This window comes from Pseudomonas sp. SC11 (assembly GCF_047039205.1).
Lineage (GTDB): Bacteria > Pseudomonadota > Gammaproteobacteria > Pseudomonadales > Pseudomonadaceae > Aquipseudomonas > Aquipseudomonas boreofloridensis.
The window spans coordinates 614,634-630,036 of record NZ_CP178183.1 but is presented as its reverse complement, the minus strand read 5'-3'; the positions used below and the strand labels follow the sequence as shown (position 1 = coordinate 630,036).

The 15,403-nt window shown below is 56.8% G+C and carries 29 protein-coding genes; all 29 read right to left on the bottom strand.

The features are described from left to right. Positions 1-92: 92 nt before the first annotated feature. The 29 genes from ACK2SD_RS02900 to rpsJ all read right to left on the bottom strand — a co-directional run bounded on the left by ACK2SD_RS02900 (position 93) and on the right by rpsJ (position 15,395). Positions 93-1,532: a catalase gene (locus ACK2SD_RS02900; RefSeq protein ID WP_412461301.1), complete on the bottom strand. Its 1,440-nt coding sequence runs from the start codon at positions 1,530-1,532 to the stop codon at positions 93-95. Between the two features lie 172 nt (positions 1,533-1,704). Then, positions 1,705-2,091, bottom strand: a complete 387-nt coding sequence (rplQ, locus tag ACK2SD_RS02895) for a 50S ribosomal protein L17 (RefSeq protein WP_003255451.1) — start codon at positions 2,089-2,091, stop codon at positions 1,705-1,707. A gap of 42 nt (positions 2,092-2,133) precedes the next feature. Beyond that, a complete protein-coding gene (locus ACK2SD_RS02890; protein WP_003255452.1) occupies positions 2,134-3,135 on the bottom strand; it encodes a DNA-directed RNA polymerase subunit alpha in 1,002 nt (333 codons plus the stop codon). 22 nt (positions 3,136-3,157) lie between these two features. After that, positions 3,158-3,778: a 30S ribosomal protein S4 gene (gene rpsD, locus ACK2SD_RS02885; protein ID WP_029614568.1), complete on the bottom strand. Its 621-nt coding sequence runs from the start codon at positions 3,776-3,778 to the stop codon at positions 3,158-3,160. A gap of 15 nt (positions 3,779-3,793) precedes the next feature. Then, on the bottom strand, positions 3,794-4,183 hold the full coding sequence (rpsK, locus tag ACK2SD_RS02880; RefSeq protein WP_003255454.1) for a 30S ribosomal protein S11: 390 nt from the start codon (positions 4,181-4,183) through the stop codon (positions 3,794-3,796). Positions 4,184-4,201: 18 nt separating this feature from the next. Next, on the bottom strand, positions 4,202-4,558 hold the full coding sequence (gene rpsM / locus ACK2SD_RS02875; protein WP_003255457.1) for a 30S ribosomal protein S13: 357 nt from the start codon (positions 4,556-4,558) through the stop codon (positions 4,202-4,204). A 131-nt stretch (positions 4,559-4,689) separates the two neighbouring features. Further along, on the bottom strand, positions 4,690-4,806 hold the full coding sequence (gene rpmJ / locus ACK2SD_RS02870) for a 50S ribosomal protein L36 (RefSeq protein ID WP_011531897.1): 117 nt from the start codon (positions 4,804-4,806) through the stop codon (positions 4,690-4,692). A 29-nt stretch (positions 4,807-4,835) separates the two neighbouring features. Further along, on the bottom strand, positions 4,836-6,167 hold the full coding sequence (secY, locus tag ACK2SD_RS02865) for a preprotein translocase subunit SecY (protein WP_003257108.1): 1,332 nt from the start codon (positions 6,165-6,167) through the stop codon (positions 4,836-4,838). Next, entirely contained in the window at positions 6,168-6,602 is a 435-nt protein-coding gene (gene rplO / locus ACK2SD_RS02860; RefSeq protein ID WP_039580851.1) for a 50S ribosomal protein L15, read from the bottom strand. Between the two features lie 3 nt (positions 6,603-6,605). Then, positions 6,606-6,782 (bottom strand): 50S ribosomal protein L30, encoded by a 177-nt coding sequence (gene rpmD, locus ACK2SD_RS02855; RefSeq protein ID WP_029614570.1) that lies wholly within the window; start codon positions 6,780-6,782, stop codon positions 6,606-6,608. Between the two features lie 2 nt (positions 6,783-6,784). Next, a complete protein-coding gene (gene rpsE, locus ACK2SD_RS02850) occupies positions 6,785-7,285 on the bottom strand; it encodes a 30S ribosomal protein S5 (RefSeq protein ID WP_003255465.1) in 501 nt (166 codons plus the stop codon). A gap of 3 nt (positions 7,286-7,288) precedes the next feature. Further along, on the bottom strand, positions 7,289-7,639 hold the full coding sequence (rplR, locus tag ACK2SD_RS02845) for a 50S ribosomal protein L18 (RefSeq protein WP_029614571.1): 351 nt from the start codon (positions 7,637-7,639) through the stop codon (positions 7,289-7,291). 10 nt (positions 7,640-7,649) lie between these two features. Beyond that, positions 7,650-8,183: a 50S ribosomal protein L6 gene (gene rplF / locus ACK2SD_RS02840; protein WP_009681972.1), complete on the bottom strand. Its 534-nt coding sequence runs from the start codon at positions 8,181-8,183 to the stop codon at positions 7,650-7,652. Between the two features lie 12 nt (positions 8,184-8,195). Continuing rightward, positions 8,196-8,588, bottom strand: coding sequence for a 30S ribosomal protein S8 (rpsH, locus tag ACK2SD_RS02835; protein WP_008089805.1), 393 nt, complete (start codon positions 8,586-8,588; stop codon positions 8,196-8,198). Positions 8,589-8,797: 209 nt separating this feature from the next. Further along, a complete protein-coding gene (gene rpsN, locus ACK2SD_RS02830; protein ID WP_009397499.1) occupies positions 8,798-9,103 on the bottom strand; it encodes a 30S ribosomal protein S14 in 306 nt (101 codons plus the stop codon). Positions 9,104-9,116: 13 nt separating this feature from the next. Continuing rightward, positions 9,117-9,656, bottom strand: a complete 540-nt coding sequence (gene rplE / locus ACK2SD_RS02825) for a 50S ribosomal protein L5 (protein WP_012316517.1) — start codon at positions 9,654-9,656, stop codon at positions 9,117-9,119. A 20-nt stretch (positions 9,657-9,676) separates the two neighbouring features. Beyond that, positions 9,677-9,991 (bottom strand): 50S ribosomal protein L24, encoded by a 315-nt coding sequence (gene rplX / locus ACK2SD_RS02820; RefSeq protein ID WP_016715319.1) that lies wholly within the window; start codon positions 9,989-9,991, stop codon positions 9,677-9,679. Positions 9,992-10,002: 11 nt separating this feature from the next. Next, a complete protein-coding gene (gene rplN, locus ACK2SD_RS02815) occupies positions 10,003-10,371 on the bottom strand; it encodes a 50S ribosomal protein L14 (RefSeq protein ID WP_011063774.1) in 369 nt (122 codons plus the stop codon). Between the two features lie 23 nt (positions 10,372-10,394). Beyond that, positions 10,395-10,661, bottom strand: a complete 267-nt coding sequence (gene rpsQ, locus ACK2SD_RS02810; RefSeq protein WP_023534981.1) for a 30S ribosomal protein S17 — start codon at positions 10,659-10,661, stop codon at positions 10,395-10,397. A gap of 2 nt (positions 10,662-10,663) precedes the next feature. Beyond that, the gene (gene rpmC / locus ACK2SD_RS02805; RefSeq protein WP_002555481.1) at positions 10,664-10,855 is read right to left on the bottom strand and encodes a 50S ribosomal protein L29; all 192 of its coding nucleotides are present in this window, start codon (positions 10,853-10,855) and stop codon (positions 10,664-10,666) included. Then, complete coding sequence (gene rplP, locus ACK2SD_RS02800; RefSeq protein ID WP_009397508.1) at positions 10,855-11,268, bottom strand: 50S ribosomal protein L16; 414 nt, start codon at positions 11,266-11,268, stop codon at positions 10,855-10,857. The genes rpmC and rplP overlap by 1 nt, the downstream gene beginning before the upstream one ends. A gap of 12 nt (positions 11,269-11,280) precedes the next feature. Continuing rightward, entirely contained in the window at positions 11,281-11,967 is a 687-nt protein-coding gene (gene rpsC / locus ACK2SD_RS02795) for a 30S ribosomal protein S3 (protein ID WP_003255481.1), read from the bottom strand. Between the two features lie 13 nt (positions 11,968-11,980). Continuing rightward, positions 11,981-12,313, bottom strand: coding sequence for a 50S ribosomal protein L22 (gene rplV / locus ACK2SD_RS02790; protein WP_003103908.1), 333 nt, complete (start codon positions 12,311-12,313; stop codon positions 11,981-11,983). An 11-nt stretch (positions 12,314-12,324) separates the two neighbouring features. Beyond that, positions 12,325-12,600: a 30S ribosomal protein S19 gene (rpsS, locus tag ACK2SD_RS02785; RefSeq protein WP_010486981.1), complete on the bottom strand. Its 276-nt coding sequence runs from the start codon at positions 12,598-12,600 to the stop codon at positions 12,325-12,327. Between the two features lie 16 nt (positions 12,601-12,616). Further along, positions 12,617-13,441 carry a 50S ribosomal protein L2 gene (gene rplB / locus ACK2SD_RS02780; protein WP_029614573.1) on the bottom strand — a complete coding sequence of 275 codons (825 nt, stop codon included), beginning with the start codon at positions 13,439-13,441 and terminating at the stop codon, positions 12,617-12,619. A gap of 14 nt (positions 13,442-13,455) precedes the next feature. After that, positions 13,456-13,755 carry a 50S ribosomal protein L23 gene (rplW, locus tag ACK2SD_RS02775; RefSeq protein ID WP_029614574.1) on the bottom strand — a complete coding sequence of 100 codons (300 nt, stop codon included), beginning with the start codon at positions 13,753-13,755 and terminating at the stop codon, positions 13,456-13,458. Then, a complete protein-coding gene (rplD, locus tag ACK2SD_RS02770; protein WP_412461300.1) occupies positions 13,752-14,354 on the bottom strand; it encodes a 50S ribosomal protein L4 in 603 nt (200 codons plus the stop codon). Before rplD ends, rplW begins: the two co-directional genes overlap by 4 nt. A 12-nt stretch (positions 14,355-14,366) precedes the next feature. After that, the gene (gene rplC / locus ACK2SD_RS02765; RefSeq protein WP_039581041.1) at positions 14,367-15,002 is read right to left on the bottom strand and encodes a 50S ribosomal protein L3; all 636 of its coding nucleotides are present in this window, start codon (positions 15,000-15,002) and stop codon (positions 14,367-14,369) included. Positions 15,003-15,083: 81 nt separating this feature from the next. Then, positions 15,084-15,395, bottom strand: coding sequence for a 30S ribosomal protein S10 (rpsJ, locus tag ACK2SD_RS02760; protein ID WP_003186070.1), 312 nt, complete (start codon positions 15,393-15,395; stop codon positions 15,084-15,086). Positions 15,396-15,403: the final 8 nt, after the last annotated feature.

Sequence of the window (15,403 nt, the reverse complement as noted above, 5' to 3'; positions counted from 1 at the left end):
ACCGCGCAATTTATGCGAAAAAACTCGACAAACAGTAGTGATTTTCATTGAAAAACCGCCCAAATGCGGGCGGTTCTCCTTATCACTTCGACTCAGAACAGATTGATGCCCAGCGCTTTGGCAATCCCGCCACCATAAGCCGGATCGGCTTTATGGAAGTGCTGCAACTGGCGTCGAACCACTTCTTCCGTCACACCCGCCATAGTGCCTGCGATGTTGTCGATCAACAGCGCTTGTTGATCAGGACTCATCAACCGGAACAGTGCACCGGCATGGCTGTAGTAGTCGTCGTCCTCACGATGATCGTGACGATCGGCTGCGCCATTGAGCGCCAAGGCGGGTTCCGCGTGGCGCGGGGACTGCTTGGGCGCGTCGGCGAAGCTGTTTGGCTCGTAGTTAGGAGCACTGCCATAGCTACCCATGCTCATGGCACCGTCGCGCTGATAGCTGTTTACCGCGCAGCGCGGCGCATTCACCGGCAAGTGTTGGTGATTGGTACCGACGCGGTAACGATGGGCGTCAGCGTAAGCGAACACGCGACCCTGGAGCATACGATCGGGCGACAAGCCCACGCCCGGCACCATGTTGCTCGGCCCGAATGCAGCCTGCTCGACTTCGGCGAAGTAGTTGAGCGGATTGCGGTTGAGCTCAAGCACGCCAACTTCGATCAGCGGATATTCTTTCTGCGACCAGGTCTTGGTGACGTCGAACGGGTTTTCGGCTCGGTTGGCAGCCTCCTCCTCGCTCATGACCTGAATGCATACTGTCCAACGCGGATAGTTGCCCTGCTCGATGGCCTCGAACAAGTCACGCTGGGCGTAGTCAGGGTCAGTACCTGCGATACGCGCAGCATCGGCCGGCGTCAGGTTCTTGATGCCCTGCTGCGTCTTGAAGTGCCATTTGACCCAGGTGCGCTGTCCCTCGGCGTTTATCAGGCTGTAGGTGTGGCTGCCGAAGCCGTGCATGTGGCGGTAGCCATCCGGAATGCCACGATCAGAGAACAGGATGGTGACCTGGTGCAGCGCCTCAGGCGAATGCGACCAGAAGTCCCACATCATCTGCGCACTTTTCAGGTTGGTCTGAGGGTTGCGCTTCTGCGTGTGGATGAAGTCGGGGAACTTGAGTGGATCGCGAATGAAGAACACAGGCGTGTTATTCCCCACGATGTCCCAGTTGCCCTCTTCCGTGTAGAACTTGACGGCGAAGCCACGTGGATCGCGTTCGGTGTCGGCGGAGCCGCGCTCGCCACCTACGGTAGAGAACCGCAGGAAGGTTTCGGTCTGCTTGCCGATGCCATCGAAAAGCCGAGCATTGGTGTACTCAGTGACATCGCGAGTCACGGTGAAGGTGCCATAGGCACCCGAGCCTTTTGCATGCACACGGCGCTCAGGGATGTTTTCGCGGTTGAAATGGGCAAGCTTTTCGATCAGGTGGAAATCGTCGAGCAGCAATGGACCGCGCGGACCGGCGGAGCGGGAATTCTGGTTGTCGGCAACGGGTGCACCGCTGGCGGTGGTGAGGATCTTGCTCATGGGCTCTCCTTATCAGACGCAAATGTCGGCTTGATCGGCTTGGGGAGCAGTATGGCGAGCACAGATACAAAGATCTAATACATTGATAGTTTATGTCCGATAGATTTTTACAATTTATTCGAACACAAAAAACCGGGCACTAGGCCCGGTTCTCTGTAGCAGACGGAACGTCTTACTCGGCAGCTTCTACAGCACCACCGACTGGACGATCAACCAGCTCGACGTACGCCATAGGCGCGTTGTCGCCAGCGCGGAAACCGCACTTCAGGATACGCAGGTAGCCGCCCTGACGGGTGGCGTAGCGCTTGCCCAGATCGTTGAACAGTTTGCCAACGGCAGACTTCGAACGGGTACGGTCGAAGGCCAGACGACGATTGGCAACGCTGTCTTCCTTGGCCAGGGTGATCAGCGGCTCGGCAACGCGGCGCAGTTCCTTGGCTTTCGGCAGGGTGGTTTTGATCAGCTCGTGCTCGATCAACGACACTGCCATGTTCTGGAACATAGCCTTGCGGTGAGAGCTGGTACGGCTCAGGTGACGTCCACTTTTACGATGACGCATGATTCATTCCTTACCAAACACTACGTTCGGTGATTACGACGATCAGGCAGTCGCCTTGTCGTCTTTCTTAAGACTTGCAGGCGGCCAGTTGTCGAGGCGCATGCCGAGAGACAGACCACGAGAGGCCAGGACGTCCTTGATTTCGGTCAGGGACTTCTTGCCCAGGTTAGGAGTCTTCAACAGCTCTACTTCGGTACGCTGAATCAGGTCGCCGATGTAGTAGATGTTCTCCGCCTTGAGGCAGTTGGCCGAACGTACAGTCAGTTCCAGGTCGTCAACCGGGCGCAGCAGGATCGGATCGATCTCGTCTTCCTGCTCGACCACGACCGGCTCGCTGTCACCTTTGAGGTCGACGAACGCGGCCAGCTGCTGTTGCAGGATGGTCGCGGCCCGACGGATGGCCTCTTCAGGATCCAGGGTGCCGTTGGTTTCCAGATCGATGACCAGCTTGTCCAGGTTGGTACGCTGTTCAACACGGGCGTTCTCGACCACGTAGGCGATACGACGCACCGGGCTAAACGAAGCGTCCAGCTGAAGACGGCCAATGCTGCGGCTTTCGTCTTCGTCGGTTTGACGGGAGTCGGCCGGCTCGTAACCACGACCACGAGCTACGGTGAGCTTCATGTTCAGGGCGCCGTTGGACGCCAGGTTCGCGATTACGTGATCGGGGTTGACGATCTCGACATCGTGATCCAGCTGAATATCGGCAGCGGTAACCACCCCCGAACCCTTTTTCGACAAGGTCAGCGTAACTTCGTCACGACCGTGCAGCTTGATAGCCAGACCTTTGAGGTTCAACAGGATTTCAATGACGTCTTCCTGTACACCTTCGATCGCGGAGTACTCATGGAGTACGCCATCGATCTCGGCCTCGACTACTGCACAGCCAGGCATGGAGGACAACAGGATGCGGCGCAGCGCGTTGCCCAGGGTATGGCCGAAACCACGCTCGAGAGGCTCGAGCGTGATCTTGGCGCGGGTTGGACTGACCACCTGAACGTCGATGTGACGGGGCGTCAGGAACTCATTTACCGAAATCTGCATGGATGCACCTATTTTCTAGCCCTTACTTGGAGTAGAGCTCGACAATCAGGTTTTCGTTGATGTCGGCGGACAGGTCGCTGCGAGCAGGAACGTTCTTGAAAACGCCCGACTTTTTAGCGGAATCAACGTCTACCCACTCAACGCGGCCACGCTGAGAGCACAGTTCAAGGGCCTGAACAATGCGCAGCTGGTTCAGCGACTTCTCGCGAACTGCGACCACGTCACCCGGACGAACTTGGTAGGATGGAATGTTTACAGTCTTACCGTTGACGCTGATCGCTTTGTGCGAAACCAGCTGACGGGACTCGGAACGAGTCGAGCCGAAGCCCATACGGTAGACGACGTTATCCAGACGGCACTCGAGCAGTTGCAGCAGGTTCTCACCGGTTGCGCCTTTTTTCGAGGCAGCAGCTTGGTAGTAACCGCGGAACTGACGCTCCAGAACACCGTAGATACGACGGACTTTTTGTTTCTCGCGCAGCTGGGTACCGTAGTCGGACTGACGGCCACGGCGCTGGCCGTGGATACCTGGGGCTGCTTCGATGTTGCACTTCGATTCCAGAGCGCGAACGCCGCTCTTCAGGAACAGGTCGGTGCCTTCACGACGAGACAGTTTGCATTTTGGACCAATGTAACGTGCCATTCTTCTGTCTCCTGATTACACGCGACGCTTCTTCGGCGGACGGCACCCGTTATGCGGGATAGGCGTCACGTCGGTGATGCTGGCGATCTTGTAGCCGCAGCTGTTCAATGCACGAACGGCGGACTCACGACCTGGACCTGGACCCTTGACGTTCACGTCGAGGTTCTTCAGACCGTATTCCAGCGCAGCTTGACCAGCACGCTCAGCAGCGATCTGAGCTGCGAACGGGGTGGATTTGCGCGAACCACGGAAACCCGAACCACCGGAAGTCGCCCAGGACAATGCGTTGCCCTGACGATCGGTGATGGTCACGATGGTGTTGTTGAAAGAAGCGTGGATGTGGGCGATGCCATCAACCACTGTCTTTTTGACTTTCTTACGAGGACGAGCAGCAGGTTTTGCCATGTCTATATTCCTGGGCGATTACTTGCGGATCGGCTTACGCGGGCCCTTACGGGTGCGTGCGTTGGTCTTGGTGCGCTGACCGCGAACCGGCAGACCTTTACGATGGCGCAGGCCGCGATAGCAACCCAGGTCCATCAAGCGCTTGATCTTCATGTTGATGTCACGACGCAGGTCACCTTCGGTGGTGAACTTCGCAACTTCGCCACGCAGGGTTTCGATTTGCTCGTCGCTCAGATCCTTGATCTTAGCGGCTGGATTTACACCAGCGTCTGCACAGATTTTCTGTGCAGTAGTGCGACCGACACCATAGATGTAGGTCAGCGAGATAACAGTATGCTTGTTATCTGGAATGTTGACGCCTGCAATACGGGCCATTCAGTGGGACTCCAATTGACAGCTACCTACGCCCCGGAAGCCAAGAAATAGGGCGCGAGATAATATCGCTGTAGAAACGAATAATCAACCCAGCAGCGCACTAGCTGCTGGGTTTGAAGCGCAGATCACACTCAGCCTTGGCGCTGCTTGTGACGCGGTTCCGCGCTGCAGATCACGCGCACGATACCTTCGCGACGAATGATCTTGCAGTTACGGCACAGCTTTTTCACCGATGCACGAACTTTCATTACCGACTCCTCGAACCTTAGGGGGTCTATCAGCGCAGCAGACCGCTGCCACCGTAGCCTTTCAGGTTGGCTTTCTTCATCAGGGATTCGTACTGGTGCGAAACGAGGTGCGATTGTACTTGGGACATGAAGTCCATCACAACCACCACCACAATCAGCAACGAGGTCCCGCCAAGGTAGAACGGCACGTTTGCAGCCACCACCAGGAACTGGGGTAGAAGGCAGACGGCCATCATGTAAAGAGCACCGAACATGGTCAGACGAGTCAGAACGCCATCAATGTAGCGCGCCGACTGCTCACCAGGACGGATACCCGGAATAAAGGCACCGGACTTCTTCAGGTTTTCCGCTACGTCCTTCGGGTTGAACATCAACGCTGTATAGAAGAAGCAGAAGAAGATGATCCCTGCACTAAACAGCAGAATGTTCAACGGCTGACCAGGAGCGATCGACTGCGAGATGTCCTGCAGCCAGCCCATACCTTCAGACTGACCGAACCAGGCACCCAACGAAGCCGGGAACAGCAGGATGCTGCTGGCAAAAATGGCGGGAATGACGCCCGCCATGTTTACCTTCAACGGCAAGTGGCTGGTCTGCGCAGCGAAAACCTTACGGCCCTGCTGACGCTTGGCGTAGTGAACGGCGATACGACGCTGACCACGCTCGATGAACACCACGAAACCGATGATCGCTACTGCAAGCAAACCGATAGCGACCAGGGCGAAAATATTGATATCGCCTGTGCGCGCAGACTCGAAAGACTGCCCGATTGCTCTCGGAAGACCGGCAACGATACCTGCGAAGATCAACATCGAGATACCGTTGCCTACACCGCGCTCGGTGATCTGCTCGCCGAGCCACATCATGAACATTGCGCCGGCCACGAACGTGGAGACGGCAACGACATGGAAGCCCAAGCCTACAGAAAACGCCACGCCCTGGTTGGCCAGGCCAATGGACATGCCAATGGCTTGAACCAGCGCCAGGATAACGGTGCCGTAGCGGGTGTACTGGCTGATCTTGCGACGGCCAGCTTCACCTTCCTTCTTCAACTGCTCCAGTTGTGGGCTGACCGCGGTCATGAGCTGCATGATGATCGACGCCGAAATGTACGGCATGATCCCCAATGCAAAAATACTCATGCGCTCCAGCGCACCACCGGAAAACATGTTGAACAAGCTAAGAATGGTCCCCTCATTCTGCCGAAACAGATCCGCCAGACGGTCTGGATTGATGCCGGGCACCGGGATGTGCGCGCCGATCCGGTAGACGATGATCGCCATGAACAGAAAGCGCAGACGAGCCCAGAGTTCCGACATCCCGCCCTTACCGAGCGAAGAGAGAGCACCTTGCTTAGCCATTTATTCCTCGAACTTGCCGCCAGCTGCTTCGATAGCCGCACGCGCACCTTTGGTGGCTGCGATGCCCTTGATGGTGACAGCGCGAGTGACTTCGCCCGACAGCATGATTTTCACACGCTGAACGTTCTGGCCAATCACGTTGGCGTCCTTCAGGGACTGTACGGTAACCACGTCACCTTCCACCTTGGCCAGCTCGGACAGACGCACTTCGGCGCGGTCCATAGCCTTCAGGGAGACGAAGCCGAACTTCGGCAGACGACGGTGCAGCGGTTGTTGACCGCCTTCGAAGCCCGGAGCGATGGTGCCACCGGAACGGGAGGTCTGACCTTTGTGGCCGCGGCCACCAGTCTTGCCCAAACCGCTACCGATACCACGACCCGGACGATGCTTCTCGCGACGGGAACCCGGCGCTGGACTCAGATCATTGAGTTTCATCGATTAACCCTCGACGCGCAGCATGTAGTAAGCCTTGTTGATCATCCCGCGATTCTCGGGAGTATCCTGGACTTCTACAGTGTGACCGATGCGACGCAGACCCAGGCCTTTAACGCACAGAATGTGGTTAGGCAGACGGCCAGCGGTGCTCTTGATCAGCGTTACTTTTACGGTTGCCATGATCAGAAGATCTCCTCGACGCTCTTGCCGCGCTTGGCAGCAATGGATTCAGGAGATTGCATGGCTTTCAGACCCTTGAAGGTGGCGTAGACCACGTTCACTGGGTTGGTCGAACCGTAGCACTTGGCCAGAACGTTCTGGACACCAGCAACTTCCAGGACAGCACGCATTGCGCCACCGGCGATGATACCGGTACCTTCCGAAGCAGGCTGCATGTAAACCTTCGAGGCGCCGTGGGCAGCCTTGGTGGCGTACTGCAGGGTGGTGCCCTTCAGGTCGACCTGGATCATGTTGCGACGTGCAGCTTCCATGGCTTTCTGAATCGCAGCAGGTACTTCGCGCGACTTGCCACGGCCGAAGCCGACGCGGCCTTTACCATCACCAACCACGGTCAGCGCGGTGAAGGTGAAGATACGGCCACCTTTGACGGTTTTAGCAACGCGGTTAACTTGAACCAGCTTCTCGATGTAGCCTTCGTCGCGCTTTTGATCGTTATTTGCCATAACTTAGAACTCCAGCCCGCCTTCACGAGCAGCATCGGCCAGCGCTTTGACGCGGCCATGGTACTTGAAGCCGGAACGGTCAAAGGCAACTTGAGATACACCGGCGGCTTTCGCACGCTCAGCAACCAGCTTGCCAACCTTAGTGGCCGCGTCGATGTTGCCGGTGGCGCCATCACGCAGGTCTTTGTCCAAGGTCGAGGCGCTTGCCAGAACCTTGCTGCCGTCGGCCGAAATGACCTGGGCATAGATGTGCTGCGAGGAGCGGAACACGCACAGACGCACGGCTTCGAGCTCGTGCATTTTCAGGCGTGCTTTGCGAGCGCGACGCAGTCGAGTAACTTTTTTGTCGGTCATTTGCTAGGCCCTACTTCTTCTTGGCTTCTTTACGACGGACTACTTCGTCCGCGTAACGCACACCCTTGCCTTTGTAAGGCTCTGGCGGACGGAAGTCGCGGATTTCAGCGGCCACCTGACCCACCAGCTGCTTGTCGATACCCTTGATCAGGATATCGGTCTGGCTTGGGGTTTCTGCGGTGATACCGGCTGGCAGTTCGTAGTCCACTGGATGCGAGAAGCCCAGAGCCAGGTTCAGGACAGTGCCCTTGGCCTGTGCCTTGTAACCAACACCGACCAGCTGGAGCTTGCGCTCGAAGCCTTGGCTTACGCCCTGGACCATGTTGTTCACCAGAGCACGGGTGGTCCCGGCCATGGCGCGAGCTTGCTGGTCACCATTGCGAGCGACGAAGCGCAGTTCGCCGGACTCTTCGGTAACTTCAACAGACGAGTGAACGTTCAGTTCGAGAGTGCCCTTGGCACCCTTCACCGAAAGCTGCTGGCCGGCGAATTTGACTTCGACACCGGCAGGCAGCTTAACGGGGTTCTTAGCAACGCGAGACATGCCTATCTCCCCTTAGAACACTGTGCACAGAACTTCGCCACCGACACCGGCAGCGCGCGCAGCGCGATCAGTCATCACACCTTTGTTGGTGGAGACGATAGACACGCCCAGACCGCCACGTACTTTCGGCAGATCGGTGACGGACTTGTACTGGCGCAGGCCTGGACGGCTGGAGCGCTTCAGTTCCTCGATGACCGGACGGCCTTCGAAGTACTTCAGTTCGATCGACAGGGAAGGCTTGGCCTCACCAGTTACCTGGTAGCCGGCGATGTAACCTTCATCTTTCAGAACTTTGGCAACCGCGACCTTCAGGGTGGAGGAAGGCATGCTTACGACGGACTTTTCAGCCATCTGGGCATTACGGATGCGAGTTAGCATGTCCGCTAACGGGTCCTGCATACTCATGGGCTAGATGCTCCTGATACAAGAATTATTAGCCTTGCGGCTATCACAACCACCTAAGCAGGCAGGGCAAAATACCCAGGCCCAGGTGAGCCGGTCATTCTAGACACAAGACAGAAACGAAACAAGCCCCATGAAGGGGCTTGTTCGTTGGCGAGGCCACCGGTGGTCGGAGATTTCTCCCCTTCCACCGGAAATCACACCAGTAGCGCTTACCAGCTGGCCTTGACCAGACCTGGTACGTCGCCGCGCATTGCAGCCTGGCGCAGCATGTTACGGCCCAGGCCGAACTTACGGTAAACACCGTGAGGACGACCGGTCAGGCGGCAACGGTTGCGCAGACGTGCAGCGCTGGCATCACGCGGTTGCTTCTGCAGCGCGACAACGGCAGCGAAACGCTCTTCAGGAGAAGCGTTCAGGTTGACGATGGTCGCTTTCAGCTCCGCACGCTTTTTAGCGTACTTGGCTACCGTGAGCTGACGCTTCAGCTCGCGGTTTTTCATGCTCTTCTTGGCCATTTTCCTACTCCAATCAGTTGCGGAACGGGAACTTGAAAGCACGCAGCAAAGCGCGGCCTTCGTCGTCCGAACGAGCAGTGGTGGTCAGGGTGATGTCCAAACCGCGCAGAGCATCGATCTTGTCGTAATCGATTTCCGGGAAGATGATCTGCTCTTTCACGCCCATGCTGTAGTTGCCACGACCGTCGAAGGACTTGGCATTCAGGCCGCGGAAGTCGCGAACCCGAGGCAGGGAGATCGCCAGCAGGCGGTCCAGGAACTCGTACATTTTTTCGCGACGCAGGGTCACCTTGACACCGATCGGCCAGCCCTCACGGACTTTGAAGCCCGCGATGGATTTACGAGCGAAGGTCACGACCGGCTTTTGGCCGGTGATCTTTTCGAGATCGGCAACCGCGTGCTCGATGACTTTCTTGTCACCGATCGCTTCGCCCAGACCCATGTTCAGGGTGATCTTGGTAACGCGCGGAACTTCCATTACGTTCGACAGCTTAAGTTCTTCCTTAAGCTTGGGAGCGATTTCGTTCCGGTAAATCTCTTTCAGTCGTGCCATGGTCTTCTACCTAGCAGTGTTCAAGCATCAACCGCTTTTTGGGTCGACTTGAAGACACGAATTTTCTTACCGTCTTCTACTTTGAAACCAACACGGTCAGCCTTGTTGGTTTCGCCATTGAAGATGGCCACGTTGGAAGCGTGCAGAGGCGCTTCTTTCTCGACGATACCGCCCTGAACGCCTGCCATCGGGTTCGGCTTGGTATGACGCTTGACCAGGTTGACACCACCAACGACCAGACGGTCGTCAGCGAGCACCTTCAGCACCTTACCGCGCTTGCCCTTGTCTTTGCCGGCGATCACGATGATCTCGTCGTCACGACGAATCTTTTGCATGTCGGATCTCCTTACAGCACTTCAGGGGCGAGCGAGACGATCTTCATGAACTTCTCGTTACGAAGTTCACGGGTCACTGGCCCGAAGATGCGAGTACCGATCGGCTCTTGCTTGTTGTTCAGCAGAACAGCAGCGTTGCCGTCGAAACGAATGATGGAACCGTCAGCGCGACGTACACCGTGACGGGTACGGACGACAACAGCGGTCATCACCTGGCCTTTTTTGACCTTACCGCGAGGAATCGCTTCCTTGACGGTTACTTTGATGATGTCACCGATGCCAGCGTAACGGCGGTGCGAACCGCCGAGCACCTTGATGCACATGACGCGACGAGCGCCGCTGTTATCGGCCACATCGAGCATGGATTGAGTCTGAATCATAAAATTTCTCCGACCCCTAGCCCTTAGACTTCAACAGCGCGTTCGAGGACTTCAACCAGTGCCCAGGACTTGGTCTTGGCCAGCGGACGGGTTTCGGTGATGGAAACCTTGTCGCCGATTTTGCACTGGTTGGTTTCGTCGTGCGCGTGCAGCTTAGTCGAACGCTTAACGTATTTACCGTAGATCGGGTGCTTGACGCGACGCTCGATCAGAACGGTGATGGTCTTGTCCATTTTGTCGCTGACGACACGGCCAGTCAGCGTACGGACGGTTTTTTCAGCTTCAGCCATGATCACTTACCTGCCTGCTGGTTGAGCACAGTTTTCACGCGAGCGATGTCACGCTTAACTTGCGAGAGCAGGTGCGACTGCCCCAACTGGCCAGTTGCTTTCTGCATACGCAGATTGAACTGGTCGCGCAGCAAGCCGAGCAGTTGCTCGTTCAGTTGCTGTGCCGATTTTTCACGAAGTTCATTCGCTTTCATCACATCACCGTCCGCTTAACAAAGGAGGTGGCGAGAGGCAGCTTTGCAGCGGCCAGAGCGAAAGCTTCGCGCGCCAGCTCTTCAGAAACACCCTCGATCTCGTACAGGACTTTGCCTGGCTGGATCTGGGCAACCCAGTACTCCACGGAACCCTTACCTTTACCCATCCGCACTTCGAGAGGCTTCTTGGTAACTGGCTTGTCCGGGAAGACGCGGATCCAGATCTTGCCGCCACGCTTAACGTGACGGGTCAGTGCACGACGTGCCGACTCGATCTGACGGGCGGTGAGGCGACCGCGAGCAACAGCTTTCAGGGCGAACTCGCCGAAGCTGACCTTGCTACCGCGCAGTGCCAGACCACGGTTGTGGCCAGTCATCTGCTTGCGGAATTTTGTACGCTTTGGTTGCAACATTTGGCGTACCCCTTACTTAGCAGCTTTTTTACGAGGCGCTGGTGCTTGCGGCTTCAGCTCTTCCTGGCGACCACCAATCACTTCGCCTTTGAAGATCCAAACCTTCACACCGATCACACCGTAGGTGGTGTGAGCTTCGTAGGTGTTGTAGTCGATATCGGCACGCAGGGTGTGCAGTGGCACACGACCTTCCCGATACCACTCAGTACGGGCGATCTCGGCACCGCCGAGACGACCGCTCACCTGGATCTTGATGCCCTTGGCACCAATACGCATGGCGTTCTGTACTGCGCGCTTCATGGCGCGACGGAACATAACGCGGCGCTCCAGCTGCTGGGCAACGCTTTGAGCAACCAGCATGGCGTCGAGCTCCGGCTTGCGGATCTCTTCGATGTTGATGTGCACAGGCACACCCATCTGCTTGGTCAGGTCCTGACGCAGCTTCTCGACATCCTCACCTTTCTTGCCGATAACGATACCGGGACGAGCAGTGTGGATGGTGATGCGTGCAGTTTGAGCCGGACGATGAATATCGATACGGCTTACGGACGCGCTTTTTAGTTTGTCTTGGAGGTACTCACGCGTTTTCAGATCCTTCAACAGGTAATCTGCGTAAGTAGCACCGTCTGCGTACCAGACGGAGGTGTGCTCCTTGACGATTCCCAGGCGAATGCCAGTGGGATGTACTTTCTGACCCATCTGATCGACTCCGTTACTTGTCCGCAACCTTGACAGTGATATGGCAAGACCGCTTGACGATGCGATCAGCGCGGCCTTTGGCACGCGGCATGATGCGCTTAAGCGAACGCCCTTCGTTGACGAAAACGGTGGAGACCTTCAGGTCATCAACGTCTGCGCCTTCGTTGTGTTCGGCGTTGGCAACGGCCGACTCGAGGACTTTCTTCATGATTTCAGCGGCTTTTTTGCTGCTGAAGGCCAACAGGTTGAGCGCTTCGCCCACCTTCTTCCCGCGGATCTGGTCGGCGACCAAGCGGGCTTTCTGGGCGGAGATTCGAGCGCCCGACAACTTAGCGGCTACTTCCATTTCCTTACCCCTTAACGCTTGGCTTTCTTGTCAGCCACGTGCCCGCGATAGGTGCGGGTACCGGCGAACTCGCCCAGTTTGTGGCCGACCATGTCTTCGTTCACGAGAACGGGGACGTGTTGGCGACCGTTGTGTACCGCGATGGTCAGACCGACCATTTGTGGCAGGATCATCGAACGGCGCGACCAGGTTTTCACCGGCTTGCGATCGTTCTTTTCCACCGCCACTTCGATCTTCTTCAGCAGGTGAAGATCGATAAAAGGACCTTTTTTCAGAGAACGTGGCACTGTCGTATCCCTCTAGTTACTTGCGACGACGGACGATCATGTTGTCGGTACGCTTATTACCGCGGGTCTTCGCACCCTTGGTTGGGAAGCCCCATGGCGATACCGGATGACGACCACCGGAGGTACGACCTTCACCACCACCATGTGGGTGGTCAACCGGGTTCATGGCAACACCACGAACGGTTGGGCGAACGCCGCGCCAGCGTTTAGCACCTGCTTTACCCAGCGAACGCAGGCTGTGCTCGGAGTTCGAGACTTCACCCAGGGTCGCACGGCATTCAGCCAGTACTTTGCGCATCTCACCGGAGCGCAGACGCAGAGTCACATAGGCACCTTCACGAGCGATCAGCTGAGCCGAAGCGCCAGCGGAACGAGCGATCTGTGCACCTTTACCCGGCTTCAGCTCGATGCCGTGAATGGTGCTACCTACTGGGATGTTGCGCAGCTGCAGGGAGTTACCAGCCTTGATTGGGGCCAGTGCACCTGCGATCAGCTGATCGCCAGCGCTCACGCCTTTAGGGGCGATGATGTAGCGACGCTCGCCGTCTGCGTAGCACAGCAGTGCGATGTGAGCAGTACGGTTCGGGTCATATTCGACGCGCTCGACAGTGGCAGGGATGCCATCTTTGTCGTTGCGACGGAAGTCGACCAGACGGTAGTGCTGCTTATGACCACCACCCACATGACGGGTAGTAATGCGGCCATTGTTGTTACGACCACCAGACTTCGATTTCTTCTCGAGCAGCGGTGCGTGAGGAGCGCCTTTGTGCAGCTCCTTGTTGACCACCTTGACCACGAAACGGCGGCCAGGGGAAGTCGGTTTGCATTTAACGATTGCCATGATGCACCCCTTCCTTACTCAGCACTGCTGCTGAAATCGAGATCTTGGCCTGGCTGAAGGGATACGATCGCCTTCTTCCAGTCATTGCGCTTGCCCAGACCACGTGCGGTACGCTTGGTTTTACCCATCACGTTGACAGTCGACACGTTTTCAACTTTTACGTTGAACAGGCCTTCGACAGCTTTCTTGATTTCCAGCTTGGTTGCATCGGTAGCAACCTTGAATACGAACTGGCCTTTTTTCTCAGCCAGAACGGTAGCCTTCTCGGAAACGTGCGGGCCAAGGAGGACTTTGAATACGCGTTCCTGGTTCATCCCAGCAGCTCCTCGAATTTCTTCACGGCGGAGACAGTGATCAACACTTTCTCGTAGGCGATCAGGCTTACCGGGTCGGAACCTTGTACGTCACGTACGTCGACGTGCGGCAGGTTACGAGCAGCCAGGTACAGATTCTGATCAACTGTGTCCGAAACGATCAGAACATCGTTCAGGCCCATGCCGTTCAGCTTGTTCAGCAAGTCTTTGGTTTTCGGCGCTTCGACAGCGAAGTCCTGAACCACGACCAGACGATCGCTACGCACCAGCTCGGAGAGGATGGAGCGCAGAGCTGCGCGGTACATCTTCTTGTTGAGCTTCTGCGAGTGATCTTGAGGGCGAGCTGCGAAGGTGACACCACCGCCACGCCAGATCGGACCACGAGTGGTACCGGCACGAGCACGGCCAGTACCCTTCTGACGCCATGGGCGCTTACCGCCACCGGCCACGTCGGAACGGGTCTTTTGCTGCTTGGTGCCCTGACGGCCGCCGGCCATGTAGGCCACGACCGCTTGGTGTACCAGCGTCTCGTTGAATTCGCCACCGAAAGTCAGTTCGGAAACTTCGATCGCCTGAGCGTCATTTACATTAAGTTGCATGTCAGTTTCCCCTTAACCGCGAGCCTTGACAGCTGGACGCACAACCACGTCGCCGCCAGTAGCGCCTGGAACGGCACCCTTGATCAGCAGAAGGTTGCGTTCAGCGTCTACGCGTACTACTTCCAGGGACTGAACAGTCACGCGCTCGGCGCCCATGTGACCGGACATCTTCTTGCCCTTGAATACACGACCAGGAGTCTGGCACTGGCCGATGGAGCCAGGGACACGGTGCGATACGGAGTTACCGTGGGTGTTGTCCTGACCACGGAAGTTCCAACGCTTGATGGTACCGGCGAAGCCTTTACCCTTGGACTGACCGGTTACGTCTACCAGCTGGCCTGCAGTGAAGAGTTCAGCTTTGATCAGATCGCCAGCCTGGAAATCGCCTTCTTCAAGACGGAACTCCCAGACACCGCGACCAGCGGCAACGTTAGCCTTGGCGAAGTGACCTGCCTGAGCGGCAGTCACACGCGAAGCACGACGCTCGCCGACAGTGACTTGCACTGCACGGTAGCCATCGGATTCTTCAGTTTTGAACTGGGTGACGCGATTCGGCTCGATCTCAATGACCGTGACCGGAATGGAGACACCTTCTTCGGTGAAAACGCGGGTCATACCGCATTTGCGACCGACTACACCAATAGTCATGTTGTAAACCTCATGAGTGTACGGGGCTTTCACCCGCTATGGCCGCCCATTTCAGAGCGTTACACGACTAGGACCGAAGTCTTAGCCGAGGCTGATCTGCACTTCCACACCTGCCGCAAGATCAAGCTTCATCAGCGCATCAACGGTTTTATCCGTCGGCTGGACGATGTCCAGAACGCGCTTATGAGTGCGAATCTCGTACTGGTCACGCGCGTCTTTGTTGACGTGCGGGGAGACCAGAACGGTGAAACGCTCTTTGCGAGTAGGCAGTGGAATTGGACCACGCACTTGTGCACCAGTACGTTTCGCGGTTTCCACGATTTCCTGGGTGGATTGGTCGATCAGGCGATGGTCGAAAGCCTTCAACCTGATACGGATTTGCTGATTTTGCATTGGATTTC

Bases quoted from the DNA above. Each gene is read 5' to 3' on its own strand.
- ACK2SD_RS02900 (WP_412461301.1), bottom strand. From the start codon at position 1,532: ATGAGCAAGATCCTCACCACCGCCAGCGGTGCACCCGTTGCCGACAAC.
- rplQ (WP_003255451.1), bottom strand. From the start codon at position 2,091: ATGCGTCATCGTAAAAGTGGACGTCACCTGAGCCGTACCAGCTCTCAC.
- ACK2SD_RS02890 (WP_003255452.1), bottom strand. From the start codon at position 3,135: ATGCAGATTTCGGTAAATGAGTTCCTGACGCCCCGTCACATCGACGTT.
- rpsD (WP_029614568.1), bottom strand. From the start codon at position 3,778: ATGGCACGTTACATTGGTCCAAAATGCAAACTGTCTCGTCGTGAAGGC.
- rpsK (WP_003255454.1), bottom strand. From the start codon at position 4,183: ATGGCAAAACCTGCTGCTCGTCCTCGTAAGAAAGTCAAAAAGACAGTG.
- rpsM (WP_003255457.1), bottom strand. From the start codon at position 4,558: ATGGCCCGTATTGCAGGCGTCAACATTCCAGATAACAAGCATACTGTT.
- rpmJ (WP_011531897.1), bottom strand. From the start codon at position 4,806: ATGAAAGTTCGTGCATCGGTGAAAAAGCTGTGCCGTAACTGCAAGATC.
- secY (WP_003257108.1), bottom strand. From the start codon at position 6,167: ATGGCTAAGCAAGGTGCTCTCTCTTCGCTCGGTAAGGGCGGGATGTCG.
- rplO (WP_039580851.1), bottom strand. From the start codon at position 6,602: ATGAAACTCAATGATCTGAGTCCAGCGCCGGGTTCCCGTCGCGAGAAG.
- rpmD (WP_029614570.1), bottom strand. From the start codon at position 6,782: ATGGCAACCGTAAAAGTAACGCTGATCAAGAGCACCGCTGGCCGTCTG.
- rpsE (WP_003255465.1), bottom strand. From the start codon at position 7,285: ATGGCAAATAACGATCAAAAGCGCGACGAAGGCTACATCGAGAAGCTG.
- rplR (WP_029614571.1), bottom strand. From the start codon at position 7,639: ATGACCGACAAAAAAGTTACTCGACTGCGTCGCGCTCGCAAAGCACGC.
- rplF (WP_009681972.1), bottom strand. From the start codon at position 8,183: ATGTCTCGCGTTGCTAAGAACCCCGTTAAGCTGCCTGCCGGTGTCGAA.
- rpsH (WP_008089805.1), bottom strand. From the start codon at position 8,588: ATGAGTATGCAGGACCCGTTAGCGGACATGCTAACTCGCATCCGTAAT.
- rpsN (WP_009397499.1), bottom strand. From the start codon at position 9,103: ATGGCCAAGAAGAGCATGAAAAACCGCGAGCTGAAGCGTCAGCTCACG.
- rplE (WP_012316517.1), bottom strand. From the start codon at position 9,656: ATGGCACGACTGAAAGAGATTTACCGGAACGAAATCGCTCCCAAGCTT.
- rplX (WP_016715319.1), bottom strand. From the start codon at position 9,991: ATGCAAAAGATTCGTCGTGACGACGAGATCATCGTGATCGCCGGCAAA.
- rplN (WP_011063774.1), bottom strand. From the start codon at position 10,371: ATGATTCAGACTCAATCCATGCTCGATGTGGCCGATAACAGCGGCGCT.
- rpsQ (WP_023534981.1), bottom strand. From the start codon at position 10,661: ATGGCTGAAGCTGAAAAAACCGTCCGTACGCTGACTGGCCGTGTCGTC.
- rpmC (WP_002555481.1), bottom strand. From the start codon at position 10,855: ATGAAAGCGAATGAACTTCGTGAAAAATCGGCACAGCAACTGAACGAG.
- rplP (WP_009397508.1), bottom strand. From the start codon at position 11,268: ATGTTGCAACCAAAGCGTACAAAATTCCGCAAGCAGATGACTGGCCAC.
- rpsC (WP_003255481.1), bottom strand. From the start codon at position 11,967: ATGGGTCAGAAAGTACATCCCACTGGCATTCGCCTGGGAATCGTCAAG.
- rplV (WP_003103908.1), bottom strand. From the start codon at position 12,313: ATGGAAGTAGCCGCTAAGTTGTCGGGCGCTCGAATCTCCGCCCAGAAA.
- rplB (WP_029614573.1), bottom strand. From the start codon at position 13,441: ATGGCAATCGTTAAATGCAAACCGACTTCCCCTGGCCGCCGTTTCGTG.
- rplW (WP_029614574.1), bottom strand. From the start codon at position 13,755: ATGAACCAGGAACGCGTATTCAAAGTCCTCCTTGGCCCGCACGTTTCC.
- rplD (WP_412461300.1), bottom strand. From the start codon at position 14,354: ATGCAACTTAATGTAAATGACGCTCAGGCGATCGAAGTTTCCGAACTG.
- rplC (WP_039581041.1), bottom strand. From the start codon at position 15,002: ATGACTATTGGTGTAGTCGGTCGCAAATGCGGTATGACCCGCGTTTTC.
- rpsJ (WP_003186070.1), bottom strand. From the start codon at position 15,395: ATGCAAAATCAGCAAATCCGTATCAGGTTGAAGGCTTTCGACCATCGC.